Raw genomic sequence first — 24,666 nt, 5'->3', positions numbered from 1 at the left:
CGCAGACCATGAACAGCGGCATCTCCACGACAGCGCCATCCACGCCGGCCGCGGCACGCCAGCTGGGGATTCCGCTGATCGATATCCGCGCCCTGCGCGAAAGTGAGGATCCTGCGCACTGGCAGGAGGTGGGGGCCGCGCTGCGCTCGGCCTGCGAGCAGCAGGGCTTCTTCTATGTGTGCAACCACGGCGTGCCGCCAGCGCTGATCGAGCAGGTCTTCCACTTCACCGAGGCCTTTTTCGACGAGCCCATGTCGGCCAAGCTGCGGGTGGACAAGACGCATTCGCCCTGCAACCGCGGCTATGAGCCGCTGCGCGCCCAGACCCTGGAGGCCGGGGCGCCGCCGGACCTGAAAGAAAGCTTCTACATTGGCGAGGAAGTGGCCGCGGACGATGCGCGCGTGCTCGCGGGCCGCTTCAACACAGGGCCGAACCAATGGCCGGCGGGCTTGCCGGGTTTCCACGAGGTGATGAGCGCCTATTTCGCCGAGGCGCACGCGCTGGGCACGCTGCTGGTGCGGGCGCTGGCTGTCTCGCTGTCGCTGCCGCCGGAGCATTTCGAGGGCTACCTCCAGGATGCGGCAGCCACTCTGCGGCTGCTGCACTACCCGCCGCAACCGCCCAATCCCTCGCCCGGCGAGAAGGGCTGCGGCGAGCACACGGACTTCGGCGGCATCACACTGCTGCTGCAGGACGAAACCGGGGGCCTCCAGGTGCGCGACGCCCAGCAGCAGCGCTGGATCGACGCCCCGCCCGTGCCCGGAACCTACGTCGTCAACATCGGCGACCTGTTCGCGCGCTGGACCAACGGCCGCTACCAGTCGACCCTGCACCGCGTGATCAACGCCTCGGGCCGCGAACGCCATTCCGTGCCGTATTTCTTCACCGGCAATCCGGCGCACCGGGTGGAATGCCTGCCCACCTGCCTGGCGGCCGGCGAGTCGCCACGCTTCCAGCCGGTCACCGTCGAAGCCCATCTGCGCGAGTGCTACAGGCGCACCTATGGCTGAGAAGATGGGTGAAAAGGGCAAGGCAAGGCACATCGTGCTGATCCACGGCGCATGGCAGGGGGCCTGGGCTTTCGCCGCCTGGCTGCCCTTGCTGCGGGCCAGTGGATGGCAGCCGCATGCGGTGGACCTGCCGGGCAACGGCTGGCCGCCGCAGGGCAGGCAGGAGGCTTCGCTGGCAAGCTACACGGCGCATGTGGCCGCTCTGGTCGAGCGCATCGCCGCGCCCGTCATCGTCCTTGGCCACAGCGGTGGCGGCATCACCGCATCGCAGGTGGCGCAAGCGCTTCCGGATCGCGTTGCCGGCCTGGTCTATCTCGCGGGAATGATGCTGCCCACTGGGATGAGCTTCATCGACCTGGTCGCCGATGTGCAAGCCGGTGCGCCGGAAGCGGACCTGGCTGGCATCACGCCCTGGCTGGTGCACGACGCCGCGCAGGACACGACCACGGTGCGCCCCGAGGGCGCTCTGCGCTGCTTTCTTCACGACTGCGAGCCGGCCGCTGCCGCCCACGCCGCCGCCTTGCTGCGGCCCCAGCCAGAAAGCGGCCGGGCCATGCGCAACCAGCTGAGCGCGCAGCACTTCGGCCGCGTGCCGCGCGTCTATGTCGAATGCCGCGACGACCGCTCCGTGCTGCTGCCGCTGCAACGCCGCATGCAGCAGCTGAGCCCTGGCGCCGCCTGCGTTTCCATGGACTGCGGCCATGTGCCGCAGCTCGCGCAGCCCGCGCTGCTGACCGCGCTGTTGCTGCCCCATCTCGACGCCCTGCTCGATTCGCATTCCGCCGGCGAAGACGCCGCATCCCTTTCGTTCCCATCCACCTTGACCTCCTGAGGACCTTCATGATCCAACGCCTTCGCCCTCTCGTCGCCTCCCTGTTCATGGCCGGCAGCGCCCTGCTGGGTGCTGGCGCGCACGCCGCCGACAAGCTCACCGTGCAACTCGACTGGCTGCCTGGCGGCGACAAGAGCTTTGTCTACGCCGGCCTCAAGGAGGGCTTCTTCGCCGCCGAAGGGCTGGAAGTCACCATTCTTCCTGGACGCGGTTCGTCCGACGCCATCACCAAGATCGCGACCGGCGCGGCCGACGTGGGCTTCGGCGGCATCTCCGCGCTGATGATGGCGGCGGCGGAAAGCGGCGTGCCGGTCAAGGCCGTCATGTCGCTGTACTCCAAGCAGCCCGATGCGCTGTTCACCACCAAGGGCAGCGGCATCACCAGCCTGAAGGACGCCGTCGGCAAGACGGTGGCAACCTCGACCTTCTCCTCCTCGAACGCCTTGTGGCCCGTCATCCTGGAGAGCAACGGCATCGACCCCTCGAAGATCAAGCTGCTCAAGGTCGACCCCAGCACCCTGGCGCCCATGCTGGCCCAAGGCGGTGTGGATGCGACGATCAACTGGGCCACCGTTGCACCGGCCTTCCAGGCCGTGCTCAAGCAGGCCGGCAAGGAACTGGTGGTCGTGCCCTGGTCGTCCTACGGCCTGGACGGCTACGGCTGGTCGGCCATGGCCAGCGACAAGATCATCAAGGAGCGGCCCGATGTGCTCAAGCGCTACATCAAGGCGCTGCGCAAGTCCCTGCAATTCGCGATCGAGAACCCCGACAAGGCGGCTGCCGGCCTGAAGGCCTCGGTGCCTGAAGCCGACGTGGCGGTCGTGGCCGCCGAGTTCCGCTCCTCCGTGCCGCTGCTGCAGAACGAGATCTCCAAGCGCGACGGCATGGGCGCCTTCGAGCCCAAGCTGCTGGCCACCACCTGGACCTGGGTCGCCAAGTCCATGAACTACGCATCCACCAAGGTCGACCCGGAGAAGCTGGTCGATCGCAGTTTCGTGGCCAGGTAAGGACAAATGCCGGTGAACACCACGCTAACGGCCCCGCAGGCGCCGGCCCCGGAAGCCGCCGATCCGGCACCCGTGATCGAGTTCAAGGGCGTCGGGCAGGTCTTCGCCTCCAGCGACGGCAGCCGGATCGAGGCCTTGCAGGACGTCAACCTGAGCCTGCGGCGCCACGAGTTCGTCTCGCTCATCGGCCCTTCCGGTTGCGGCAAGTCCACCTTGCTGCGCCTGGTCGGCGGCCTGCTCAAGCCCTCGGCGGGTTCGGTGTCCATCTTCGGCATGCCGGTGACCGAGCCGCGCGACGAGATCGGCTTCGCCTTCCAGAAGCCCACCCTGCTGCCCTGGCTTGACGTGCTGGGCAACATCACCTTTCCGATGCTGCACAAGTACGGCCGCATCGACGCGCGCGACCAGGCCCGGGCGCAGGCCCTGCTGGAAACCGTGGGCCTGCGGGATTTCGCGCACAAGCGCATCGGCGAGCTGTCGGGCGGCATGCAGCAGCGCGTGGCGATTGCGCGCGCCCTGCTGCACGACCCCGACATCCTGCTGATGGACGAGCCCTTTTCCGCACTCGACGCGCTCACGCGCGACGAGATGAGCTTCGAGTTGCTGCGCATCTGGAGCGAGCGGCCCAAGACGGTGGTCTTCGTCACCCACTCGATCCAGGAGGCCCTGCTGCTGTCGGACCGGATCGTGGTGATGAGCGCCCGCCCCGGCCGCATCGCCGAGATCATCGACGTACCGCTGGCGCGGCCGCGCAACCTGGCCACCTTGTCCGACCCCGTCTTCACGCATCTGGCGAACGACATCCGCGTGAAGGTCTTCACGCGCAAACCCGAGTGAGCACGATGCCCCAGTTTCTGAACCGCCACGCCTCGCTGGCCAGCTTCATCGCCGTGCTGGCGCTGTGGGAGCTGGCCTGCCGCACCCTGGCCATCCCGGTGTTCGTGCTGCCCGCGCCCAGCCTCATCGCCACGGCCGCGGCCGACATGGGCCTGGTGCGCTGGGGCGAGCACCTGGCGGCCACGCTGCAGGTCGCGGTGATCGGCTACCTCGCCGCCATTGCCATCGCGCTGCCGCTGGCGGTCGCCCTGACCAGTTCGCCGCTGCTGGCGCGCACGGTCATGCCCTGGCTGGTGGTCGTGCAGTCGACGCCCATCGTTGCCATCGCGCCCATCATCGTGGTCGCGCTGGGCGCAGGCAACCTGCCGCGCGTGGTGATCACCACGCTGATCGCCTTTTTCCCCATGGTGATCTCCACGGCCACCGGCCTGGCGGCCGTGCCGGCGGAACTGATCGAGCTGTCGCGCTCCCTGCGCGCGCCGCGCTCGCGGGAATACACGCAGATCCGGCTGCCCTATGCCGTGCCTTACATCTTTGCGGCGCTCAAGGTCTCGATCACGCTGGCCGTGATCGGTGCCGTGGTGGCCGAATTCGTCGCGGCCGAGAAAGGGCTTGGCTACCTCATCCTGTTTGCCACATCATCCTTCAAAGTGCCGCTGGCCTTTGCCTCGCTCGCCATCCTGGTGTGCAGCAGCCTGCTGCTGTATGGTTTGATCGTGTGGCTGCATCGCCGCCTGTTCCCGTGGAGCCTCTAGTCGCCGAACTGATCGAACCATGCCCATGACCACGGTCGAATTTCCCACCAGCGGCGCGGATGCACAGGCGCGCCGCAGCAGGCTGGGTTCGCAGGGCGCCTTCGTCGGGGGCGGAACCGCGTTGCAACTGGCTTGGGACGGCACGCCGCCGTCCCTGACACTGCTCGACGTCACCCAGCTGCCGGCGGCCCAGGGCATTGCGCTGGCGGATGGCGGGCTGCGCATGGGTGCTGCCATGCGCCTGGAGGCCCTGCGGCGCGACGCCCTGGTCGGGCAGCACGCGCCGCTGCTCACTGCGGCCTGCAACGCCATCGCCGCACTGCCGGTGCGGCACCTGGCGACGCTCGGGGGCAACGTCGCCTGGGGCTTCGGTGACACCCTGCCCGTGCTGCTGGCGCTGGGCGCCTGCGCCGAAAACGTCGACGGCCGGTGCGAACCGCTGCAAGATTGGCTGGAACGTGCCGATGGCACTCTGCTCATCGCCCTGCGACTGGACGTCGCGGTCCCACCGCGTGTGACCTTCTTCGAGAAGGTCGGTCATCGCGCCGCCTTCTCCCCCAGCCGGATTTCCATTGCGCTGAGCGCCGGCCAGGATGCGCAGGAGCGCCTGTACGGGGTGCAGGTCGCCGTGGCTGGGGCCGGCCTGCGCGCCCGCCGGCTGCCCCAGGTCGAACAGGCGCTCGCGGGCGTCCGCTTGACCGATGGCGGCGGCCCGCGCCTGCGCCAGGCCTGCGCCATCGACCTGGCGCAAGCGCCCGCGCTGGCACGGGTGGCCGCCGCCGTGATCACCGGTCGACTGAAGGGAGCGGACCATGGCGAATGAACGCGGCCGGCATGCGGCCAGGCCGGACGCCGTCGCCAAGTTGGGTGGCAATCCCGGCTACCCGAGCGACCGCCTGCGCCCAGGGCAATTGCATGGGGCCATCCTGGGAAGCGCACATCCGCATGCGCGCATCGTTTCCATCGACGTGCAGGCCGCGCTTGCGCTGCCCGGCGTGCACGCGGTGGTAACGGCCGCCGACATTCCGGGCGTGGCCCGCTACGGACTGCGCGTGGTCGACCGCCCAGTGCTGTGCGACGACAAGGTCCGGTGCGTGGGGGATCCTGTCGCCGCCGTGGCTGCGGAAACGCTGGCATTGGCCGAACAGGCGGCAGCCCTGATCCGGGTGGTCTACGCGCCCCTGCCGCTGGTGGACGACATGGCTGCGGCGCTCCAGGCCGGGGCTGCGGCGGTGCACGAGAGCGGCAACCTCCTGCATGCGACAGCCCACCGGCGCGGCGATGCCGACGCGGCACGCCTGGCCTGCACCCAGGTGATCGAGGCCGAGTACCAGTCGCCCCGGCAGATGCACGCCTATCTTGAGACCGAAGGCGGCGTGGTCGAGCCGGACGGCGCCGGCGGATGGGTGGTGCACTTCGGCTGCCACAACCCCGAACGCGATCGCCAGGTCATCGCCGCGATGCTGGCCCTGCCGCCCGAGCAAGTGCGGGTGGTGGGCACGCCCGTGGGCGGGTCCTACGGTGGCAAGGACGAACTGACCATCCAGCCCATCGCCGCACTGCTGGCCTGGAAAGCCGGGCGCGCCGTGCGACTGCAGCTCAGGCGCCCGCAGTCGGTGGACCTGGGCGTCAAGCGGCACGGCATGCGCATCCGGATGCGCACAGGTTGTGACGCGCAAGGGCGATTGCGCTTACACGAGGTCGACATCCTGGCCGATACCGGCGCTTATGCGACCCATGGGCCCGAGGTGCTGGACGCGGCGCAGGAGCATGCTGTCGGCCCTTATCGCTATGACGCCGTCGCCATCGAGGGACGGCTGGCCTACACCAACAACGGCATCGCCGGCGCCTTTCGCGGCTTCGGCGCAGTGCAGGTGCAGTTCGCGCTCGAGCAGCAGATGGACCGGCTGGCCCAGGCCGTCGGCATGGACGCTGCGGCCTTTCGCAGGATCAACCTGGAGGCTGCGGACGGCCCGGGGCCTTTGGGCCAGGTCGTCGTGCCCTTCAACGGGCCGTCGCTGGCACTCGCGGCGGTCGCGCGCCATCCGCTGTGGCAGGGGCCGCGCCAGTGGACGGATGGGCGCTGGCGCCGCGGCATCGGCCTGGCGCTGGTCCATCGCAGCGACGGCTTCGGCCGCGGCGGGCCCAATGGCACGCGGCTTGTCATTGCGCTGGCGCCAGACGGGGCGGTGGAACTGCGAACGGGCTTCACCGAGCTGGGCCAGAACCTGATTGGCAGCCTGCGCTCGCTGGCGGTGCGCTGCCTGGCTTGCGGCGAAGACGATGTGCGGCCCGTCCTGGGTGACTCGGGGCTGGCGCCCGACTCGGGCCCGGTGGCTGCGTCGCGCGCGACCACGCTGGTCTGGCAAGCCTTGACCACGCGGGGGGCGGCCTGGCAGGAGCGCCTGTGCGCCTTGGCGGCCGGGGTGCTGGGCACTCGAGCGGGCACGCTGCGCGCCGGCGCCGGCGGCCTGTGGAACGCAGGCGAGCTTTGCCTGAGCTACGCCGCTCTGGCCCAGGCACTGGGAGACGCACGCCCGCAGATGCTGATCGAACTGCATGGCGAGGAAACGCCCAGCGAAATCGACGCTGCGCACTTCGTGTTCGGTGCCTGCGCTGCATTGGCGCAGGTGGCCGTCGACACCTGGACCGGTGGCGTGCGCGTCGAACGGCTGGTCATCGCCGCTGCGCTCGGCCCCGTGGTGTCACCGATGGGGCTGCTGGGGCAGATGGAAGGCGGTGCCCTGATCGGCCAGGGCATGGCCACAACGGAGGTGCTGGCCATGCAGGGCGGCCGCTATCTCGCGCGCAACCTGGACGGCTACCTGATCCCGACCCTGGCCGATGCGCCGCAGATGGAGGTGATCACCATCGAGGACCTGCCCGAGGGCGATGTCGTCGGTCCCCGCGGCGCCGGCGAGATCGGCGTCAACATTGCCGTCCCCGTGATTGCCAATGCGGTGGGTGTCGCGCTCGGCATGCATGTCAGGGCGCTGCCTGTGACAGCAGATGCGGTGCTGGATTTTCTGGAGCAGTCTGAATGACGCAAGTGCACTTCGAACTCAATGGGTCGGCCGTGGCCGTGCGCTGCGTGGTTGAGCGCCGCCTGCTGTCCATCCTTCGCGAGGACTTCGGCCTCGTCGGCGCCAAGCCCGGCTGCGAAATCGGGCGCTGCGGGGCCTGCATGGTGTGGCTGGACGGCGAGCCCGCGAACGCCTGCCTCGTCATGGCCTGGCAGCTCGAAGGCCGGCGCGTGACGACCATAGAAGCCATGGCCGCCGACGAGGCCAGCGCACCGGTGCGCGATGCGCTGGCGCGCTGCGGCGCCGTCCAGTGCGGCTATTGCTCGGCCGGCATGGTGATGACCATGACCTACCTTCACCAGCGCATCCCCAGGCCAGACGCGCTGGAGGCCAGCGAACTCATGTGCGGCAACCTGTGCCGCTGCACCGGCTATGGGGGCGTCAGTCGGGCGCTGAACGAACTTTTCTAGATCTCAGCCCGCAGGCTGCGCCGCGTCCTGCGGCACGCGCTCGCTGCTTTGGCGCTGCAGCGCCCACATGCGTGCATAACGGCCGTCCAGCGCCAGCAGCTGGCCATGGTTGCCGCGTTCGATGATGCGGCCGGCATCGAGCACCAGGATCTCGTGGGCGTCCACGACAGTGGACAAGCGGTGCGCGATGACCAGCACGGTCTTGTTCTGCGCCGCGCTTTCCAGTTCCGCCTGGATGGCGCGCTCGTTGGCCGAGTCCAGCGCCGAGGTGGCCTCGTCGAAGATCAGGATGGGCGGGTCCTTCAGCAGGGTGCGGGCAATGGCCACGCGCTGCTTCTCGCCGCCCGAGAGCTTCAGGCCGCGCTCGCCCACCATGGTCTGGTAGCCGCGTGGCATGGCTTCGATGAAGGCGTGGATGTGGGCGGCGCGTGCGGCCTGCTCCACCTCGGCACGGCCGGCGCCGGGCCGGCCATAGGCGATGTTGTATTCCACCGTGTCGTTGAACAGCACCGTGTCCTGCGGCACGATGCCAATGGCCTGGCGCACGCTGGCCTGGGTGACGGCGCGGATGTCCTGGCCGGCGATGGTGATCTTTCCCTCCTGCACATCGTAGAACCGGTACAGCAGCCTGGCCAGGGTGGACTTGCCCGAGCCCGAAGGCCCGACCACGGCAACTGTCTTGCCGGCCGGGATCTCGAAACTCAGGTCGTGCAGGATCTGGCGCGCCGGTTCATAGGCGAAGTTCACATGCTCGAACCTCACCACCGGCTGTTCCAGCCCCTGCAGCACCGGCGCGCCGGGGGCGTCGGCCACCTCGCGCTCGCGCTCCATCAGCACGAACATCTTGTCCAGGTCGGTCAGGCTCTGCTTGATCTCGCGGTAGAGCACGCCCAGGAAGTTCAGCGGGATGTACAGCTGGATCATGAAGGCGTTGACCATCACCAGGTCGCCCAGGGTCATGCGGCCGTCGACCACGCCCAGGGTGGCGCGCCACAGCATGGTCACCAGGGCCACCGCGATGATCAGCTGCTGGCCGGTATTGAGCATGGACAGCGTGAACTGCGCCTTGATGCGCGAGCGCCGGTAGCGGTCCAGGCTCTCGTCGTAGCGCCTGGCCTCGAAGTCCTCGTTGTTGAAGTACTTGACGGTCTCGTAGTTCAGCAGCGAATCCACCGCCTTGCTGTGGGCCGCCGAATCGAACTCGTTGGCCTCCTTGCGGAACTTGGTGCGCCATTCGGTCACCGTCACGGTGAAGACGATGTAGACGGCCAGCGCGGCGATGGTGATCCAGGCGAACCATGCATCGAACTTCACGGCCAGGATGGTCAGCACCAGCGCCACCTCGATCAGCGTGGGGATGATGCTGTAGAGCGAGTACGAGATCAGCGACTCGATGCCGCGCACGCCGCGCTCGATGTCACGCGTCATGCCGCCGGTCTGGCGCTCCAGATGGAAGCGCAGACTCAGCGCGTGCAGGTGGCGGAAGGTCTCCAGCGCGATGGAGCGACTCGCGCCCTGGGTGGCGCGCGAGAACACCAGTTCGCGCAACTCGGTGAAAACCGAGGTGGACAGGCGCAGCAGGCCGTACCCGAGCAGCAGCGCTACCGGCACCACCAACAGTGCCTGCGCGTCACCGGGCTTGAAGCTCATGGCATCGACCAGGTTCTTGAGCAGCAGCGGCACGCCGACGTTGGCCAGCTTGGCCCCCACCATGAAAGCCAGGGCGGCCAGCACCCGCCACTTGTACTGCCACAGGTAGGGGAAAAGGCGCTGCAGCGTGGCCCAGTCGGTGTGACCGCGCGCGGCGGGTGCGGCGCCGCCCGGCGCGGCGGTGGAGGAAGAGGCAAGTTCACCGGAGCGGCGCATCGGGGACAATCGTGGATTCTTGTAGACCAGAGATTGTGCCCATGTCCGCAGATGCCAGCGTTTCGAACAGCCCTGCCAACGAAGAGGCCCTGCTGGCGAACGGCTGGAAAAAACGCAGCTTGGGCGGCTTCATCGATTGCGCCGGCCCCCTGTGGACCCGCAAGGAAGACACAGCCTGGGCTTACGCCATCCTGGCCGATGACCGGCACCTCAACCCCGCAGGCATGGTCCACGGTGGCCTGCTCGAAACCCTGATGGACCACGCGCTCAGCGCCATTGCCTGGGAAGCGTCCGGCCGCCTCAAGTGCGTCACGCTGCAGCTGGACGCGCATTTTCTCGCGCCGGCGACCAAGGGCATGTTGATCGAGGCGCGCGGCAGCGTTGTGCACCGTACTGCCAGCATGCTGTTCATGCAGGGCTTGCTCAGCGTGGACGGCCAGCCGGTGATGTCGGCCCAGGCCCTGATGAAAATCGTCGCCGCCTGAGCCGCCGCCAGGCCGGCTCCCCTCTCCTTTCGAACCAAGCCACGCGCATCGGTGGCCGCGTCGCGTTTCCATCATATTTGTACTAATACAATTGCACGTTGTATTTGACAACTTCATCAGGAATCGGAATACTTGGCTTCACTGATTCCAAGCAGGCCCCATGCATCTCCTGACCGACTACACGACCTGGACCGACGCCCAGCAAAACTTCTCCTCCGCGAAACTGTGGGAGTTGTTCGACGGCGATCGCGAACATCTGAACATCGCCCATGAGTGCGTGGACCGCCATGCGGCATCGGGCCGTGACGCGGTCATCGTGGTCCATGCCGATGGCCACGATGAAACCATCACCTACCGCGAGCTGTCCGACGATTCCTCGCGCTTCGCCCACTGGCTGGTGGCCCAGGGCATCCAGCCCGGCGACCGCGTGGCCATCATGCTGGAACCATCGCGCGCCTTCTACGTGGCGATGTTCGGCGCCATCAAGGCCGGCGCCATCGCGGTGCCCATGTTCACGCTGTTCGGCCCCGAGGCCATGCGCCTGCGCCTGAACGACTGCAAACCCGGCCTGGTCGTCACCAACAGCGAGAAGGCGCAAACCGTGCGCGGCATCGAAGGCCAGAAGGTCACCGTGTTCGACGATGCCGCCCTGGCCGCGCTGCAAGGCCTTGCGCCCAGCTTCGACACCCGCACGCGCGCCGACAGCCTGGCGGTGTTCCAGTACACATCGGGCACCACGCGCGAGCTTCCTGAGGCGGTCAAGCACAGCCACCGCACCCTGGTCACCCTGATGGTCGCGGCGCTGTACGGCACGGGTCTGCGTCCGGGCGATCGCTTCATCTGCCCGTCCTCGCCCGCCTGGGGCCATGGCCTGTGGCATGGCACCTTCGCGCCGCTGGCCATGGGGCTGACCATCGGCGCCTGGGCCGGCCGATTCAACGCCGAGCGCTTGCTGCAGGCACTGTCCGGCCATGGCTTCACCAACATGTCCGCGGCCGCCACCCACTACCGCATGATGAAGAACTCCGGCGTGGGCGGCAACTACAAGTACGTCATCGAGAAGCTGTCGTTCACCGGCGAACCGATCGACGACGAGACCGCCGGGTTTGTGCGCAGCACCTTCGGCCTGGAGGTCTGCTCCATGTATGGCACGACCGAGATCGGCGTGGTGCTGGTCAACTACCCCGGCGCCGCCGATTTCCCGGTCAAGACCGGCTCCCTGGGCAAGGCCGTGCCCGGCGGCGAGGTCCAGGTGCAGGACGACCAGGGCCTGCCCTGCGCGCCCGGCGTCAACGGCAACCTGATGGTGCGCCGGCGCGGCGAATGGATCCACACCAAGGATCTGGCGCGCATCGACGAGGACGGCTACTTCTACCACGCAGGGCGAGCCGACGACGTGATCATTTCGGCCGGCTGGACCATGAGCGCGGTCGAACTGGAGAACGCCATGCTCACGCATCCCGACGCCCTGGAGGCCGCTGCCATCGGTGTGCCTGACGAACTGCGCGGCCAGGTGGTCAAGGCCTTCGTCGTCACCACCCGGCCGGCCAGCGAGGACTTCGTTCGCGAAATCCAGGACCTGGTGCGCGGCAAGCTCGGCCAGCACGAATATCCGCGCCTGGTCGAGTTCGTCACCGAACTGCCCAAGACACCCGCAGGCAAGGTTCACCGCAAGGTGCTGCGCGAGCGCGAGGCCAAGGCGGCCGCCGCAACCACAACCTGAATCACCGCTTCACGACCGACCCACCAGAATTGACCAAAGGAGACCCAAGCATGTCCAACATCAACGAACGAACCTTCCCCAAGATCACAGAACAGGGGATGGACGACCTGCGCAAGCGCATCGGCGTCAAGATCGGCCAGACCGCTGAGCCCTGGTGCCATGAAGCCACGCGCGACAACATCCGCCACTACGCGCATGGCATCGGCGACGACAACCCGCTGTGGTGCGATCCGGACTACGCCGCCAAGACCAAGCACGGCGGCATCATCGCCCTGCCCAGCTTCCTGTTCGCCACCAGCCGCATCGTCTCGGGCTATGTGGGCGGCCTGCCCGGCGTGCACGCCATGTGGTCGGGCTCCAACTGGACCTGGCACAAGAACGTCCAGCGCAATGACGAGATCAAGACCGAGGCCTACCTCAAGGACCTGATCGAGCACGACACCAAGTTCGCCGGCCGCGCCGTCCAGCAGATCTACCACGTGGACTTCTTCAACCAGCAGGGCGACAAGGTCTCCGAGTGCGACAGCTGGTGCTTCCGCACGGAGCGCGACCATGCCCGCGAGAAGGGCAGCAAGTACAAGGAAGTGCGCGCCCGCGAGCCGCGCAAGTACAGCGAAGAGGAAATCGCCGCCGCCTACGATCTGTACCGCAAGGAAGAAGTGCGCGGCGCCACGCCCCGCTACTGGGAAGACGTCAAGGAAGGTGAAGCACTGCCCGTGATGTTCAAGGGCCCGATGACGGTGACCGGTTTCATCGCCTATGCCCAGGGCTGGGGCGGCCTGTACATCCGCGCCAACAAGCTGGCCTGGCAGCTGATCGACGCCCATCCCGGCGTCGGCATCAAGAACCGCTTCGGCATCCCGGACGTGCCCGAGCGCGTGCACTGGGAAGAAGACTTCGCCCTGGAAGTGGGCGCGCCCGGCGCATACGACTACGGTCCGGAGCGCACCTCCTGGCTGACCCACCACATGACCAACTGGATGGGCGACGACGGCTTCCTGCGCTCTGCCAGCTGCAAGATCCGCCGCCACAACCCGGAAGGCGACATGCTGTTCATCAAGGGCAAGGTCCTGCGCAAGTTCGTCGAAGGCGGCCGCCACCTGGTGGAGATCGAGCAGGAGGCACGCAACCAGGACGACGAACTGTCCGTGCTCGGCTCCGGCGTGGTCGAACTGCCCACCAGGGGCTGAACCGCCCCCATGTGGCCAGCCACACCTGACCGGGGCGGGGCACTGCACGGCGTCAAGGTCGTCGACCTGACGCGCGTGCTGGCCGGACCTCTGTGCACGCAGATCCTCTCGGACCACGGCGCCGATGTCATCAAGGTCGAGCCGCCTGCGGGTGACGACACCCGCAGGCTCGGCCCTCCCTTCGACAGCCGCGGCGAGGCCGCCTACTTCGGCGCGCTCAACCGCGGCAAGCGCGGCCTCTCGCTGGACCTGGGCCAGCCGCTCGGGCGCGAGGTGCTGGCGCGCCTGCTGGAAGATGCCGACGTGCTGGTGGAGAACTTCCTGCCCGGCACCATGGAGCGCTGGGGCCTGGGCTACGAGGAGGTTCTCTCGCGCCAATACCCCCGCCTGGTGTATTGCGCCGTCACCGGCTTTGGCGCCGACGGGCCGCTGGGCCAGCTGCCAGGCTATGACGCCGTGCTGCAGGCCATGTGCGGCCTGATGAGCGTCAACGGCGAAGCATCGCAGGGGCCGACCCGCATGGGCGTGCCTGTGGTGGACCATCTGACCGGCTATGTCGCGCTGTCCGGCATCCTGATGGCGCTCAACGGGCGCCATCGCACGGGCCGCGGCCAGCGCGTGGAAGCCACGCTGTTCGACACCGCCATCAGCCTGCTGCTGCCGCACGCGGCCAACTGGATGGCCTCGGGAACCGCACCCGCCCTGCTGGGCAGCGCCCATCCCAACATCGCGCCCTACGACAAGTTCACGGCTGCCGACGGCCAGGTCTTCATCGGCATCGTCAACGACGCTCAGTTCCGGCGCTTTTGCAGCCATATTGCACGTGAGGACATCGCCGCCGACGCGCGCTTTGCCACCAATGCCCAGCGGGTGGCCCACCGCGCCGAGCTGCGGGCCTGGATCGAGCCGGTTCTGCACAAGCTGCCCGCCGCTGCGCTGTGTGAAGACCTGATGCGCCTGGGCGTTCCCGCCGGCCAGGTCAACACCGTGCCGCAGGCGCTCGGCCAAGCCCATGCACAACACCGCCAGCTCGTTGTCGAACGCGGCGCCTACAAGGGCATCCGCTCGCCGGCGCTGCTGCACGGAACGCCTGCAACGCCCGGCGACGGCCCGCCGCTGTTTGCCCAGCATTCGGCCGACATCCTGCGCGGCCTCGGATTCACCGAAGAGGAAATCAAGACCTTGAAATCAACGGGCGCTGCACCGCCGGCCAATTGACGCAGCACAAACAAAATCAAATGGAGACAAGACATGACATTTCGCAGACTGCTCGTGGTCGCCGCGCTGGCATGCGCCGTTCCGGTGAGCTTCGCCCAGACCTGGCCTGCCCGGCCGATCAAGATCATCGTGGCCTACGCAGCGGGCCAGGGAACCGACATCGCCACCCGCTACATGGCCGAGCAACTGGCCAAGGAGCTGGGCCAGAGCGTCGTCATTGACAACAAGCCCGGCGCGGGCGGGAACCTGGGCACGGAGCTGGCCGCACAGGCCCCGGCTGACGGCTACACCCTGACCATGGGGACGAACGCCACCCACGCCCTCAACCAGTTTCTCTATCCGTCCCTGCGCTTCGATGCGGAGCGCGATTTCGAGCCCGTGGCGCTGATCGGCACCTTCCCGATGATGCTGGTGGCCAATGCCAAGTCCAACCTGCGCACCATGGAGGACGTCGTCGCCGCGGCAAAGTCCGGCCAGCGCTCGGCCGACATCGCCATTCCAAGCACCACCGCCCGCCTGGTGGTGGAACTGCTCAAGGAACGTTCGGGCGCGGCCCTGTTCTTCGTTCCCTACAAAGGCTCGGGCAACGCGATGACCGACGTGCTCGGGGGCCAGCTGCCCCTGATCGTCGATACGCCCACAGCGCTGCGCACCCACATCACCAGCGGCAGCGTGCGCGCCATCGCCGTCACCTCGGCCAAGCCCAGCGGCCTGGCGCCCGGCGTCAAGACCGTGGCCGAGCAGGGCTTTGCCGGCTACGAAGTGGTGGCCTGGAACGCGCTGTATGCGCCGCGCGGGACGCCGGCGCCGGTGATCGCCAGCCTGAACGCCGCCATCACGAAGGTGATGGCCCGCCCCGAGACGCGCCAGAAGCTGTTGGACATCGGCTTCGATCCGGCCGGCGGCACGCCCGCGCAGCTGGCCGAGTTCGCCCAGGCTGAGCGCAAGAAGTGGGGCCCCATCATCAAGGCCTCGGGCATCAAGGTCGATTGACCCTGCCGCCTCAGCGCAAGGGAGACAGCAGGGGCGCCAGCGCCTGCGCTTCCTCGCGCAGGTCGGCCACCAGCTGCAGCACCACGGCCTGATTGAGCTGGTCGGACAGGCCGGCGGCCACCAGGGTGTAGCTGATCTTGCCGGCCGCATCGAGCAGGGGCACCGCCACCAGGGTGACGCCGCTGATATAGGTGTCGCGGTCCACGCTGTAGCCCGCGCGCCGCGCGTGCTCGACTTCTTTCTTCCAGGCCGGCAGGCTCACGGGCTTGTCCCAGCGCACGGCGTTGAACTTCTTTTCCAGCTGCTCCCAGCTGTCGCCGCAAAAGGCCGCAACCAGCCGGCCGGTGGCACTGACCAGGGCGGGAAAGCGGCTGCCCACGTCCACATGCAGGCGAAACGGCGTTTGCAGGCGCGACAGCGCCAGCACCACCATGCGGTTGCTCGCCGTGATCTCCACGCCCATGGTGGACACCCCCCACTTGCGCGCCACGCGATCGAGCACCGGCTGCACAAGGCTGGGGAAATCACTGCGCTCGATGACGCTGCGCGCCAGGCTCAGCATGCCGCTGCCCAGGCTGTAGCGCTTGCTGCCGGCGTCGACATTGACCAGTTCCTCCTGCACCAGCACGCGCAGGATGTGCAAGGCGGTGCTGGGGACCAGGTCCAGCGCGTTGGAGATGGCCTTCATGCCCATGGGCTCGTTCGAGCGGCCCAGCAGGCGCAGGATGGCGATGGCGCGCGAGACGGCGGGGACGGCACGCGCCTTGGACGGGCCGGGTACGTCCGCCACGGCGGGAATGTCTGCAGTCTTGGTGCGTGTAGCCAAAGGGAAGCCCGCGTAGCGCGTGAGGTTGGGACAGTGCCCATTCTAGGCACCGCGCCGCGGCCCATGGGCGACAATCGCCGCCATTGAGCTCCCGGAGATTGCGCCCATGTCCACCGATTCCCTCCCGCCTCGCGCCACTGTCACCGCCGATGGCGCGATCGCCAGCAACCCCTTGCCTGCCACCGGGCCGGCAGTGCAGTTGCCGACCCACAAGGAACTGGTGCTCAAGGTCATCCCCATGCCGGCCGACTGCAACGCCAACGGCGACATCTTCGGCGGCTGGGTCATGGCCCAGGTCGACCTGGCCGGTTCGGTGATCCCGGCGCGCTATGCCGAGGGCCGCATGGCCACGGTGGCCGTCAACGAATTCATCTTCAAGCAGCCGGTGCGCGTCGGCGACATCCTGTCTTTCTATGCCGAGGTCACCCGCATCGGCCGCACCTCCGTCACCGTGCAGGTCGAGGTCTTCGCCGAGCGCTTCCGCTCGCAGGGCCAGTACATCAAGGTCACCGAGGCGCGCCTGACCTATGTGGCCATCGACGAGGCCGGCCAGCCGCGGCCCCTGCCGCGGCATTGAAACGCTACAAATTCAATAGCGCCTCAGGCAGATTTCCCGGGAGCTAGAGGCCGATTTCCCATCAAAAAATGGCGGGGCCGGATCAAAAGCGGCCGTGGCGGCCGGCGCCGGCGGCAAAGCGCTCCGCCCCCTGAACGCCATCGGCGATGCGCTGCTTGCCGCCTTCCCATTCCGCATGCAGGGCCTGCGCCAGCGGCAGCTCCCATTGCCGGTACGCGCTCATGCGGTCGGCCAGCATGGTGGCCTGGGGAAAGGCCGCCAGTTGCTGGGCCAGCGCGATGGCGGCCTCGCGTGCCCCGCCAGAGGGCACGACGCGGTTGGCCAGGCCCATGGTCAGCGCCTCACCAGATTCGACCTTGCGACCGGTCAGGATCAGGTCCATCGCATGGCCCATGCCCACCAGGCGCGGCAGCCGCACGGTGCCGCCGTCGATCAGCGGCACGCCAAAGCGCCGGCAGTACACGCCAAAGTAGGCGTCCTCCTCCATCACCCGCATGTCGCACCACAGGGCCAGCTCCATGCCGCCGGCCACGGCGGCGCCGCTGACGGCGGCCACCACAGGCTTGGACAGCAGCAGGCGGGACGGCCCCATGGGTCCGGCGGGCTGCGTGTCATCGGACGCAAAGTCCAGGTCAGCCAGCATGCCGTCGCTGCCCTGCTGCGCCAGCCTGGCGCCGGCCTGCAGGTCCCAGCCGGCGCAGAAGTGGCCGTTGGCGCCATGGAACACGGCGACACGGGCCTGGGGGTCGGCATCGAAGTCGACGAAGGCCTGGTAGAGCGCCCGCGCGGTGACGGCGTCCACCGCGTTGCGCACCTCGGGCCGGTCCAGTGTCACCACGGTGACTGGTCCGGCACGTTCAATCTGCACGGCTGGATTCATGCAAGGGATTACACCCGAATGCGGGCCAACCCTGTACAGGCGCAGGGCCCTGCGCCGCTATAACCGGGCCACAAGAAAAAATCTGGAGCCGGCTTGCAATTCCTTCAACTGCTGATCAGCGGCGTCTCGCAGGGATGCATCTACGGGCTGATTGCGCTGGGCTTCGTGCTCATCTACAAGGCCACCGAGACCGTCAGCTTCGCCCAGGGCGAGCTGATGATGCTGGGTGCGTTCTGCGGCCTGGCGGCCATGACCATGCTGGGCTTTCCCTACTGGGTGGCGGTGGCCAGCGCGATCGCCGCGATGGCGTTGTTCGGCGTGCTGCTCGAACGCATCGTCATCCGCCCCATCCTGGGCCAGCCGGCCTTTTCCATCGTCATGCTGACCATCGGCATCGGCTATGTGGCACGCGGCCTGATCACCATGATCCCGGCCATCGGCACCGAGACCCACACCCTGCCCGTGCCCTATAAGGACATGGTCTGGAACCTCGGCGGCGACGCTGCGGGCCAGGGCGGCCTGGTGCTCAACGTCGAACAGATGGCGGTGATCGCCGCCACCGCCGTGCTGTGCGCACTTCTGTTCACGGTGTTTCGCTACAGCAAGGTGGGCATTGCCATGCAGGCCGCCTCGCAAAACCAGCTGGCGGCCTACTACATGGGCATCCCGGTCAAGCGCCTCAACGGCCTGGTCTGGGGCCTGGCCGCCGCGGTGGCCGCGGTGGCCGGCCTGCTGCTGGCGCCCATCACCTTCGTCCACGCCAACATGGGCTTCATCGGCCTGAAGGCCTTTCCGGCGGCCGTGGTCGGCGGCTTCGGCAGCCTGCCCGGCGCCATCGTCGGCGGCCTGGTGATCGGCGTGGTGGAGTCGCTCTCGGGCTTTTACCTGCCGCAGGGCTTCAAGGACACAGCGGCCTACATCGTGGTGCTGGTCATGCTGATGGTCAAACCGAACGGCCTCTTTGGCGAAAAACTCAGGAAGAAGGTTTAGGCCGCCATGCGTTTTATCTTCAAGACCGACTACGGCCAGGACATCAAGCTGGCCAAGCATGGTGGCCATGTCTTCTGGTACAGCCTGCTGGGCCTGCTGCTGCTGGCCGCGCCCTGGCTGTTCGCCGAGTACTGGCTGGCCCAGCTGACCTTCGTGCTGATCTACGCCATCGTCGGCCTGGGCCTGATGCTGCTGGCCGGCTTCACCGGCCTGTTCTCGCTGGGCCACGCGGCCTTCCTGGGCGTGGGCGCCTACACCCAGGCGGTGCTGACCAACATGGGACTGCCCTTTCCCATCGCCCTGGCCCTGGCCGGCCTGCTGTCGGCGGCGGTGGGCATCATCGTCGGCCTGCCAGCGCTGCGTGTCAAAGGCATCTACCTGGGCATCGCCACCCTGTCCTTTGGCTTCATCGTCGAGGAGGTTCTGGCGCGTTGGGAGTCGGTCACCGGCGGCAACGCCGGCATCCATGTCAAGGCGCCGCAGATGTTCGGCTGGAAGCTCAGCTCGGGTGAGGAGTTCTACTTCCTGTGTCTGCTGATCGCCGTGGTCTCGACGCTGGCCATCCTCAACCTGCTGCGCTCGCCCACCGGCCGCGCCTTCGTCGCCATCCGCGACTCTGAAATCTCGGCGCAGAGCATGGGCATCCACCTGGCGCGCTACAAGACCCTGTCGTTCGCCTTGTCGGCGGCGCTGGCCGGCATCGGCGGCGCGCTCTATGCGCACAAGCTGTCGTTCATCTCGCCCGACCAGTTCAACATCCTGCAGTCGGTGGATCTGCTGCTGATGGTGGTGATCGGCGGCCTGGGCTCGGTGCACGGCGCCTTCCTGGGCGCCATCTTCCTGATCTCCATGCCGCAGCTGATCGCCCTGTCCAAGGACTGGCTGCCAGCGGCCATCGGCCAGGCGCCGGGCCTGCAAGGCCTGGTCTACGGCCTGGTGCTGATCGCCTTCGTGCTGTTCGAGCCGCTGGGTCTGTACGGCCGCTGGCTGAAGGTGCGGACCTATTTCCAGCTGTTCCCGTTCTACCGCATAGGCCTGTTCAAGCGGCAGAAGTCGTTTCAGAAGTCGGACAGATTGAAATGACCCACCCCCGAAGCGCCTGCGGCGCCTCCCCCTCAAGGGGGCGCAACCAGCGGCCCGGCAAAGCCGGATCCGCGGTTGCCCACGTGAAGGCACGACTTCCTGGACATTCCAATGACTGAAGTTCTTCTTTCAGCAAAAAACATCAGCGTGCGCTTCGGCGGCGTGCTGGCGGTCAACAACGTCAGCTTTGACGTCAAGCGCGGCGAGGTCTTCACCCTGATCGGGCCCAACGGCGCTGGCAAGACCACGGTGTTCAACCTGATCAGCCGCATCTACGCGCCCACCACCGGCAGCATCGAGTTCGACGGCAAGCTGCTGACGGCGCAGCCGCCGCACAGGATCGCCTCGCTGGGCATCGCCCGCACCTTCCAGAACATCGAGCTGTTCGAGCACGCCACCGTGCTGCACAACCTGCTGATCGGGCGCCACACGCACCACAGCCCGGGCCTGTGGAGCGAGATGTTCTTCACCGGCAAGGTGCGCGCCGCCGAGATCGCGGCGCGCGAGAAGGTGGAGGAAGTGATCGACTTCCTGGACCTGCAGCACCATCGCGACGCCCTGGTCGCCGGCCTGCCCTACGGCGTGCGCAAGGTGGTCGAGCTGGCGCGCGCACTGTGCACCGAGCCCAGGCTGCTGCTGCTGGACGAGCCCTCCTCCGGCCTGAACGTGGAAGAGACCGAGGACATGGCCTTCTGGATCCAGGACATCCAGCACGAGCTGGGCGTTACCGTGCTGATGGTGGAGCACGACATGAGCCTGGTGTCCAAGGTGTCCGACCGGGTGCTGGCAATGAACCAGGGCGAGATGCTGGCCATGGGCACACCGCGCGAGGTGCAGGCCGATCCCGGCGTGGTCGAGGCCTACCTGGGCTCGATCGACGACGTCTCCGCGCTGCGCAGGGAGGCCGCATGAGCCTTTCTCCACCTCCGGTGAGCGACCAGCCGGTGCTCAAGCTGTCCAACGTCGAGTCGGCCTACGGCCCGATCAAGGCCATCCGTGGCGTCAGCCTGCAGGTGCGCCGCGGCGAGATCGCCACCGTGCTGGGCTCCAACGGCGCCGGCAAGACGACAATCTTGAAGACGATCTCCGGCATCATCGACCCGCGCAAGGGAAGCATCGAGTTCAAGGGCGAGGCCATCACCGCGCGCGACCCGGCCCACATCGTGCAGCAAGGCCTGTCGCATGTGCCCGAGGGGCGCGAGGTCTTTCCCCTGCTGTCGGTGCGCGACAACCTGTTGATGGGCGCCTACACGCGCCGCGACCGCGATGGCGTGGCGCACGACATGGAGGCGGTCTACAGCTACTTCCCCATCCTGCGCGAGCGCGCCGAGCAGGACGCCGGCCTGCTGTCGGGTGGCCAGCAGCAGATGCTGGCCATCTCACGCGCCATCATGGCCTCGCCCGACCTGATCCTGCTGGACGAGCCCAGCCTGGGCCTGTCACCCAAGCTCACGCGCGAGATCTTCGAGATCGTGGTGCGCATCAACCGCGAGCGCGGCACCACCATCTTGCTGGTCGAGCAGAACGCCAACATGGCCCTGAACGCATCGGACTATGGCTACGTGCTGGAGAACGGCCGCATCGTCATGGAAGACACCTGCGCCCGTCTGCGCGAGAAGGACGACATCAAGGAGTTCTACCTGGGCATGAAGGAAGCCGGTGTGCGCGGCGAACGCAGGTGGAAGAAGAAAAAGAACTGGAGATGACAAGATGAGCAATCTCTGGGACCTGACCCACATCCAGCCCGAGACCCGCGTGGTGCTCGAGGGTGACACCATCCCCGCCATGTTCTGGAACGGCGTGGCGCAGCGCGGCAGCCAGGTCTGGATGCGCCAGAAGAAGCTGGGCATCTGGCGCAGCTGGAGCTGGACGCAGACCGGTGACGCCGTGCGCGAGATCGCCGCCGGCTTGCTGGCCCTGGGTTTCCAGCCGGGCCACACCGCCTCCATCCTGTCCAACACCATCGTCGAATGGGTTCTCAGCGACCTGGCCGTGCTGTCCTGCGGCGGCGTGTCCAACGGCATCTATCCCACCGATGCCGCCTCCCAGGTGCAGTACCTGTGCGAAGACTCGGGCAGCTCCATCCTCTTCGTGGAAGACGACGAGCAACTGGACAAGGCGCTGGAGGTGCGCGCCCAGCTCGGCGGCCTTGGCAAGATCGTGGTCTTCGACATGGAGGGTCTGCGCGAGCTGAACGATCCCGGCGTGATGAGCCTGGACGCGCTGCGCGCCCTGGGCCGCGCGCGCATGGCCATCCACCCCGGCGAGCTCGAGCAGCGGGTGCAAGCCTGTCGCCCCGAAGAGCTGGCCATCCTGGTCTACACCTCGGGCACCACCGGCAAGCCCAAGGGCGCGATGCACAGCCACCGCGGCCTGGTCTATACCGTGCGCGGCTACAACACCCTGGTGGCACAGACCGCGCAGGACGAGCGCATGTGCTTTTTGCCGCTGTGCCACATCGCCGAGCGCCTGGGCGGCGAGTACCACGCGCTCTACACCGGCGCCATCCTCAACTTCGTCGAGAACCCCGAGACGGTTCCGGAGAACGTGCGCGAGATCGCGCCCACGGTGTTCACCGCCGTGCCGCGCGTGTGGGAGAAGTTCTATTCCGGCGTGATGATCACCCTGAAGGAGGCCAGCCCGCTGCAGCAGGCCGCCTATGCCTGGGCTATCGGTGTGGGCACGCAGATCGCCGACAAGGTGCTGGCCGGCCAGAGCGTGGACGGTGCGCTCAAGTTCAAGTTCAGCCTGGCGCGCTGGCTGGCCCTGAACAATGTGCGCAAGCTGATCGGCATTCACCGCGCCCGCTTCCTGGTGACCGGCGCCGCGCCGATCTCACCGGAGCTGGTCAAGTGGTACCTGGCGCTGGGCGTGCCCATGCTGGAGGTCTGGGGCATGACCGAGTCCTGCGGCGCCGCCACCGGCGTGCCGGCCAGCCGCATCAAACCCGGCTCGATCGGGCCGGCCGCCAGCTACAACGAGGTGCGGCTCGACCCGGCCACCGGCGAGATCCTGGTGCGCGGCGCCAACGTCTTCATGGGTTACCTCAACCAGCCGGAAAAGACGGCCGAGACCATCGACGCCGACGGCTGGCTGCACACAGGCGACGTCGGCCTGGTCGATGAGGAGGGGTTCTTCCGCATCACCGACCGCATGAAGGACATCATCATCACGGCCGGCGGCAAGAACATCACGCCCAGCGAGCTGGAGAACGAGCTCAAGTTCAGCCCCTACGTGACGGACGCGGTGGTGATCGGCGACAAGCTGCCCTACCTGACAGTGATCATCATGATCGACCAGGAGAACGTGGAGAAGTTTGCGCAGGACAGTGACGTGCCCTTCTCCAACTACGCCAGCCTGACGCGCGCCGCCGAAGTGCAGGAGCTGATCCAGGCCGAGATCGACCGCGTCAACCGCAAGTTCGCCCGGGTCGAGCAGATCAAGAAGTTCTTCCTGCTCGACACCCAGCTGTCGGCCGAGGACGAGGAGCTGACACCGACCATGAAGCTCAAGCGCAAGCTGGTGCAGACCAAGTACGCGCCGCAAATCGATGCGATGTACCGCTAGACAGCCCTTTCACCCCTAGGAGACAGTTGATGAAGTTGAAGTCCACCCTCGCTCTGGCCACGCTGGCCCTGGCGTCCACCCTGGCTGGCGCGCAGCAGCAGGGCGTGAGCAAGAACGAGATCCTGATCGGCACCATCCTGGACATGTCGGGCCCGCTGGCCGGCTACGGCAAGCAGGCGCGCAACGGCATGCTGCTGCGCATCGACGAGCTCAACGAGCAGGGCAGCGTCCACGGCCGCAAGCTCAAGCTGGTGGCCGAGGACGACGGCTACGACCCGAAGAAGGCGGTTCTGGCCGCGCAAAAACTGGTCAACTCCGACAAGGTCTTCATCGTCGCCGGCCACCTGGGCACGGCCCAGAACATGGCTTCCATGCCGGTGCAGTTCGACAAGAACGTGGTGAACTTCTTCCCCATCACCGCCGCACGCGAGATGTACGAGCCGCTGCACAAGCTCAAATACTCGTTTGCCGCCACCTACTACGACCAGATGCGCCAGGGCATCCCCAAGATGGTCAAGGAGAAGAACCTCAAGAAGGTCTGCGTGATCTACCAGGACGACGACTTCGGCCTGGAAGTGCTGCGCGGCGGCGAGGCCGGCCTCAAATCCATCGGCATGGACTACGCCGAGAAGACCAGCTACAAGCGCGGCGCGACCGACTTCTCCTCGCAGGTGGCGAAGATGAAGGCCTCGGGCTGCGAGCTGGTGGTGCTGGGCACCATCATCCGCGAGACCATAGGCACCATCGCCGAGTCGCGCAAGACCGGCTTCAACCCGCTGTTCTACGGCTCCAGCGCGGTCTACACCGACCTGATCCACAAGCTGGGTGGCAAGGCCATGGACGGCCTGTACGGCGCCATGACGGTGCAGCACCCCTACCTGGACGAGGCCTCGCAACCGATCCGCTTCTGGGCGAACAAGTACAAGACCAAGTTCAATGAAGACCCGACGGTGTTTTCGGCCTACGGCTACCTCATCATCGACCAGTTCATCCAGGCTGCCCAGAAGGCCGGCCCCACCCTGACGACCGACAGCTTCGTCAAGGCCATGGACAACATGACCTTCCAGCCGGACATGTTCGGCAGCCCCAAGAGCAACTACACCGCCACCAAGCGCCTGGGCAATGACCAGTCGCGCCTGTCCCAGATCAAGGACGGCAAATGGGTGGTGGTGTCCGATTACGGCAAGTAAGGCGCTCCCGCGCTGATGCCGAAGCCGCCCTCAGGGGCGGCTTTTTTTCGGGCGTGTGCGCGTGTTCCCCTAAGTGAATACGCCAGCTTGACAGCGCGGGGCACGGGGCAAGAATGGCCCTGGCTTACCACCAACTTCTACAGG

At 67.2% G+C, this 24,666-nt stretch carries 23 protein-coding genes; 20 read left to right on the top strand and 3 right to left on the bottom strand.

All coding sequences use genetic code 11. The features are described from left to right. Nucleotides 1-8: 8 nt before the first annotated feature. The 8 genes from Q0632_RS19335 to Q0632_RS19300 are packed head-to-tail and all read left to right on the top strand — an operon-like array spanning nt 9 to nt 7,934. Nucleotides 9-1,010 (top strand): 2-oxoglutarate and iron-dependent oxygenase domain-containing protein, encoded by a 1,002-nt coding sequence (locus tag Q0632_RS19335; protein WP_298933237.1) that lies wholly within the window; start codon nt 9-11, stop codon nt 1,008-1,010. Continuing rightward, nucleotides 1,003-1,842 (top strand): alpha/beta fold hydrolase, encoded by an 840-nt coding sequence (locus Q0632_RS19330; protein ID WP_298933235.1) that lies wholly within the window; start codon nt 1,003-1,005, stop codon nt 1,840-1,842. The genes Q0632_RS19335 and Q0632_RS19330 overlap by 8 nt, the downstream gene beginning before the upstream one ends. An 8-nt stretch (nt 1,843-1,850) precedes the next feature. Then, nucleotides 1,851-2,849 (top strand): ABC transporter substrate-binding protein, encoded by a 999-nt coding sequence (locus Q0632_RS19325; RefSeq protein WP_298933233.1) that lies wholly within the window; start codon nt 1,851-1,853, stop codon nt 2,847-2,849. A 12-nt stretch (nt 2,850-2,861) separates the two neighbouring features. Beyond that, nucleotides 2,862-3,686, top strand: a complete 825-nt coding sequence (locus Q0632_RS19320) for an ABC transporter ATP-binding protein (protein ID WP_298933231.1) — start codon at nt 2,862-2,864, stop codon at nt 3,684-3,686. Between the two features lie 5 nt (nt 3,687-3,691). Next, nucleotides 3,692-4,441: an ABC transporter permease gene (locus Q0632_RS19315; protein ID WP_298933229.1), complete on the top strand. Its 750-nt coding sequence runs from the start codon at nt 3,692-3,694 to the stop codon at nt 4,439-4,441. A gap of 25 nt (nt 4,442-4,466) precedes the next feature. Next, nucleotides 4,467-5,264: an FAD binding domain-containing protein gene (locus tag Q0632_RS19310; RefSeq protein ID WP_298933228.1), complete on the top strand. Its 798-nt coding sequence runs from the start codon at nt 4,467-4,469 to the stop codon at nt 5,262-5,264. Next, nucleotides 5,254-7,485 (top strand): molybdopterin cofactor-binding domain-containing protein, encoded by a 2,232-nt coding sequence (locus tag Q0632_RS19305; protein ID WP_298933226.1) that lies wholly within the window; start codon nt 5,254-5,256, stop codon nt 7,483-7,485. The genes Q0632_RS19310 and Q0632_RS19305 overlap by 11 nt, the downstream gene beginning before the upstream one ends. Next, nucleotides 7,482-7,934 (top strand): (2Fe-2S)-binding protein, encoded by a 453-nt coding sequence (locus Q0632_RS19300; protein ID WP_298933225.1) that lies wholly within the window; start codon nt 7,482-7,484, stop codon nt 7,932-7,934. The genes Q0632_RS19305 and Q0632_RS19300 overlap by 4 nt, the downstream gene beginning before the upstream one ends. Before the next feature lie 3 nt (nt 7,935-7,937). Here Q0632_RS19300 and Q0632_RS19295 read toward each other — a convergent pair whose 3' ends face one another. Continuing rightward, nucleotides 7,938-9,800 (bottom strand): ABC transporter ATP-binding protein/permease, encoded by a 1,863-nt coding sequence (locus Q0632_RS19295; protein ID WP_298933318.1) that lies wholly within the window; start codon nt 9,798-9,800, stop codon nt 7,938-7,940. Between the two features lie 41 nt (nt 9,801-9,841). Between Q0632_RS19295 and Q0632_RS19290 the strand changes: the two genes are divergently transcribed. The 5 genes from Q0632_RS19290 to Q0632_RS19270 all read left to right on the top strand — a co-directional run bounded on the left by Q0632_RS19290 (nt 9,842) and on the right by Q0632_RS19270 (nt 15,409). Next, nucleotides 9,842-10,285 carry a PaaI family thioesterase gene (locus tag Q0632_RS19290; RefSeq protein WP_298933224.1) on the top strand — a complete coding sequence of 148 codons (444 nt, stop codon included), beginning with the start codon at nt 9,842-9,844 and terminating at the stop codon, nt 10,283-10,285. A gap of 160 nt (nt 10,286-10,445) precedes the next feature. After that, the gene (locus Q0632_RS19285) at nt 10,446-12,008 is read left to right on the top strand and encodes an acyl-CoA synthetase (RefSeq protein ID WP_298933223.1); all 1,563 of its coding nucleotides are present in this window, start codon (nt 10,446-10,448) and stop codon (nt 12,006-12,008) included. A 50-nt stretch (nt 12,009-12,058) separates the two neighbouring features. Beyond that, the gene (locus Q0632_RS19280; RefSeq protein ID WP_298933221.1) at nt 12,059-13,198 is read left to right on the top strand and encodes a MaoC family dehydratase N-terminal domain-containing protein; all 1,140 of its coding nucleotides are present in this window, start codon (nt 12,059-12,061) and stop codon (nt 13,196-13,198) included. A gap of 9 nt (nt 13,199-13,207) precedes the next feature. Beyond that, the gene (locus Q0632_RS19275; protein ID WP_298933219.1) at nt 13,208-14,416 is read left to right on the top strand and encodes a CaiB/BaiF CoA-transferase family protein; all 1,209 of its coding nucleotides are present in this window, start codon (nt 13,208-13,210) and stop codon (nt 14,414-14,416) included. A 33-nt stretch (nt 14,417-14,449) separates the two neighbouring features. Beyond that, entirely contained in the window at nt 14,450-15,409 is a 960-nt protein-coding gene (locus tag Q0632_RS19270) for a tripartite tricarboxylate transporter substrate binding protein (protein ID WP_298933217.1), read from the top strand. Between the two features lie 10 nt (nt 15,410-15,419). On the opposite strand, the gene Q0632_RS19265 is transcribed toward Q0632_RS19270, so the two are convergent. After that, the gene (locus tag Q0632_RS19265; RefSeq protein ID WP_298933215.1) at nt 15,420-16,199 is read right to left on the bottom strand and encodes an IclR family transcriptional regulator; all 780 of its coding nucleotides are present in this window, start codon (nt 16,197-16,199) and stop codon (nt 15,420-15,422) included. A gap of 142 nt (nt 16,200-16,341) precedes the next feature. Between Q0632_RS19265 and Q0632_RS19260 the strand changes: the two genes are divergently transcribed. Then, nucleotides 16,342-16,812: an acyl-CoA thioesterase gene (locus Q0632_RS19260; RefSeq protein WP_298933212.1), complete on the top strand. Its 471-nt coding sequence runs from the start codon at nt 16,342-16,344 to the stop codon at nt 16,810-16,812. An 82-nt stretch (nt 16,813-16,894) separates the two neighbouring features. Here Q0632_RS19260 and Q0632_RS19255 read toward each other — a convergent pair whose 3' ends face one another. Further along, nucleotides 16,895-17,692, bottom strand: a complete 798-nt coding sequence (locus Q0632_RS19255) for a crotonase/enoyl-CoA hydratase family protein (protein WP_298933210.1) — start codon at nt 17,690-17,692, stop codon at nt 16,895-16,897. A 93-nt stretch (nt 17,693-17,785) separates the two neighbouring features. Here Q0632_RS19255 and Q0632_RS19250 point away from each other — a divergent pair, with 93 nt between their 5' ends. From Q0632_RS19250 to Q0632_RS19225, 6 genes are all read left to right on the top strand, one after another. Beyond that, the gene (locus tag Q0632_RS19250) at nt 17,786-18,682 is read left to right on the top strand and encodes a branched-chain amino acid ABC transporter permease (protein WP_298933208.1); all 897 of its coding nucleotides are present in this window, start codon (nt 17,786-17,788) and stop codon (nt 18,680-18,682) included. A 6-nt stretch (nt 18,683-18,688) separates the two neighbouring features. Then, the gene (locus tag Q0632_RS19245) at nt 18,689-19,765 is read left to right on the top strand and encodes a branched-chain amino acid ABC transporter permease (protein WP_298933206.1); all 1,077 of its coding nucleotides are present in this window, start codon (nt 18,689-18,691) and stop codon (nt 19,763-19,765) included. 111 nt (nt 19,766-19,876) lie between these two features. Then, on the top strand, nt 19,877-20,677 hold the full coding sequence (locus tag Q0632_RS19240) for an ABC transporter ATP-binding protein (RefSeq protein WP_298933204.1): 801 nt from the start codon (nt 19,877-19,879) through the stop codon (nt 20,675-20,677). Further along, nucleotides 20,674-21,471 (top strand): ABC transporter ATP-binding protein, encoded by a 798-nt coding sequence (locus tag Q0632_RS19235; protein WP_298933202.1) that lies wholly within the window; start codon nt 20,674-20,676, stop codon nt 21,469-21,471. Before Q0632_RS19240 ends, Q0632_RS19235 begins: the two co-directional genes overlap by 4 nt. A gap of 4 nt (nt 21,472-21,475) precedes the next feature. After that, nucleotides 21,476-23,332 (top strand): long-chain fatty acid--CoA ligase, encoded by a 1,857-nt coding sequence (locus tag Q0632_RS19230; protein ID WP_298933200.1) that lies wholly within the window; start codon nt 21,476-21,478, stop codon nt 23,330-23,332. A gap of 29 nt (nt 23,333-23,361) precedes the next feature. Continuing rightward, entirely contained in the window at nt 23,362-24,522 is a 1,161-nt protein-coding gene (locus Q0632_RS19225; protein ID WP_298933198.1) for an ABC transporter substrate-binding protein, read from the top strand. The last annotated feature ends 144 nt before the right edge of the window (nt 24,523-24,666 follow it).

The sequence above is a fragment of the uncultured Ramlibacter sp. genome (genome assembly GCF_936925435.1).
Taxonomy (GTDB): domain Bacteria; phylum Pseudomonadota; class Gammaproteobacteria; order Burkholderiales; family Burkholderiaceae_C; genus Ramlibacter.
The sequence above is the reverse complement of the archived record's forward strand: the minus strand, read 5'-3'. Positions and strand labels throughout refer to the sequence as shown.

Bases quoted from the DNA above. Each gene is read 5' to 3' on its own strand.
- Q0632_RS19310 (WP_298933228.1), top strand. From the start codon at position 4,467: ATGACCACGGTCGAATTTCCCACCAGCGGCGCGGATGCACAGGCGCGC.
- Q0632_RS19240 (WP_298933204.1), top strand. From the start codon at position 19,877: ATGACTGAAGTTCTTCTTTCAGCAAAAAACATCAGCGTGCGCTTCGGC.
- Q0632_RS19300 (WP_298933225.1), top strand. From the start codon at position 7,482: ATGACGCAAGTGCACTTCGAACTCAATGGGTCGGCCGTGGCCGTGCGC.
- Q0632_RS19260 (WP_298933212.1), top strand. From the start codon at position 16,342: ATGTCCACCGATTCCCTCCCGCCTCGCGCCACTGTCACCGCCGATGGC.
- Q0632_RS19330 (WP_298933235.1), top strand. From the start codon at position 1,003: ATGGCTGAGAAGATGGGTGAAAAGGGCAAGGCAAGGCACATCGTGCTG.
- Q0632_RS19335 (WP_298933237.1), top strand. From the start codon at position 9: ATGAACAGCGGCATCTCCACGACAGCGCCATCCACGCCGGCCGCGGCA.
- Q0632_RS19225 (WP_298933198.1), top strand. From the start codon at position 23,362: ATGAAGTTGAAGTCCACCCTCGCTCTGGCCACGCTGGCCCTGGCGTCC.
- Q0632_RS19270 (WP_298933217.1), top strand. From the start codon at position 14,450: ATGACATTTCGCAGACTGCTCGTGGTCGCCGCGCTGGCATGCGCCGTT.
- Q0632_RS19255 (WP_298933210.1), bottom strand. From the start codon at position 17,692: ATGAATCCAGCCGTGCAGATTGAACGTGCCGGACCAGTCACCGTGGTG.
- Q0632_RS19235 (WP_298933202.1), top strand. From the start codon at position 20,674: ATGAGCCTTTCTCCACCTCCGGTGAGCGACCAGCCGGTGCTCAAGCTG.
- Q0632_RS19290 (WP_298933224.1), top strand. From the start codon at position 9,842: ATGTCCGCAGATGCCAGCGTTTCGAACAGCCCTGCCAACGAAGAGGCC.
- Q0632_RS19325 (WP_298933233.1), top strand. From the start codon at position 1,851: ATGATCCAACGCCTTCGCCCTCTCGTCGCCTCCCTGTTCATGGCCGGC.
- Q0632_RS19315 (WP_298933229.1), top strand. From the start codon at position 3,692: ATGCCCCAGTTTCTGAACCGCCACGCCTCGCTGGCCAGCTTCATCGCC.
- Q0632_RS19275 (WP_298933219.1), top strand. From the start codon at position 13,208: ATGTGGCCAGCCACACCTGACCGGGGCGGGGCACTGCACGGCGTCAAG.
- Q0632_RS19305 (WP_298933226.1), top strand. From the start codon at position 5,254: ATGGCGAATGAACGCGGCCGGCATGCGGCCAGGCCGGACGCCGTCGCC.
- Q0632_RS19280 (WP_298933221.1), top strand. From the start codon at position 12,059: ATGTCCAACATCAACGAACGAACCTTCCCCAAGATCACAGAACAGGGG.
- Q0632_RS19295 (WP_298933318.1), bottom strand. From the start codon at position 9,800: ATGCGCCGCTCCGGTGAACTTGCCTCTTCCTCCACCGCCGCGCCGGGC.
- Q0632_RS19230 (WP_298933200.1), top strand. From the start codon at position 21,476: ATGAGCAATCTCTGGGACCTGACCCACATCCAGCCCGAGACCCGCGTG.
- Q0632_RS19245 (WP_298933206.1), top strand. From the start codon at position 18,689: ATGCGTTTTATCTTCAAGACCGACTACGGCCAGGACATCAAGCTGGCC.
- Q0632_RS19285 (WP_298933223.1), top strand. From the start codon at position 10,446: ATGCATCTCCTGACCGACTACACGACCTGGACCGACGCCCAGCAAAAC.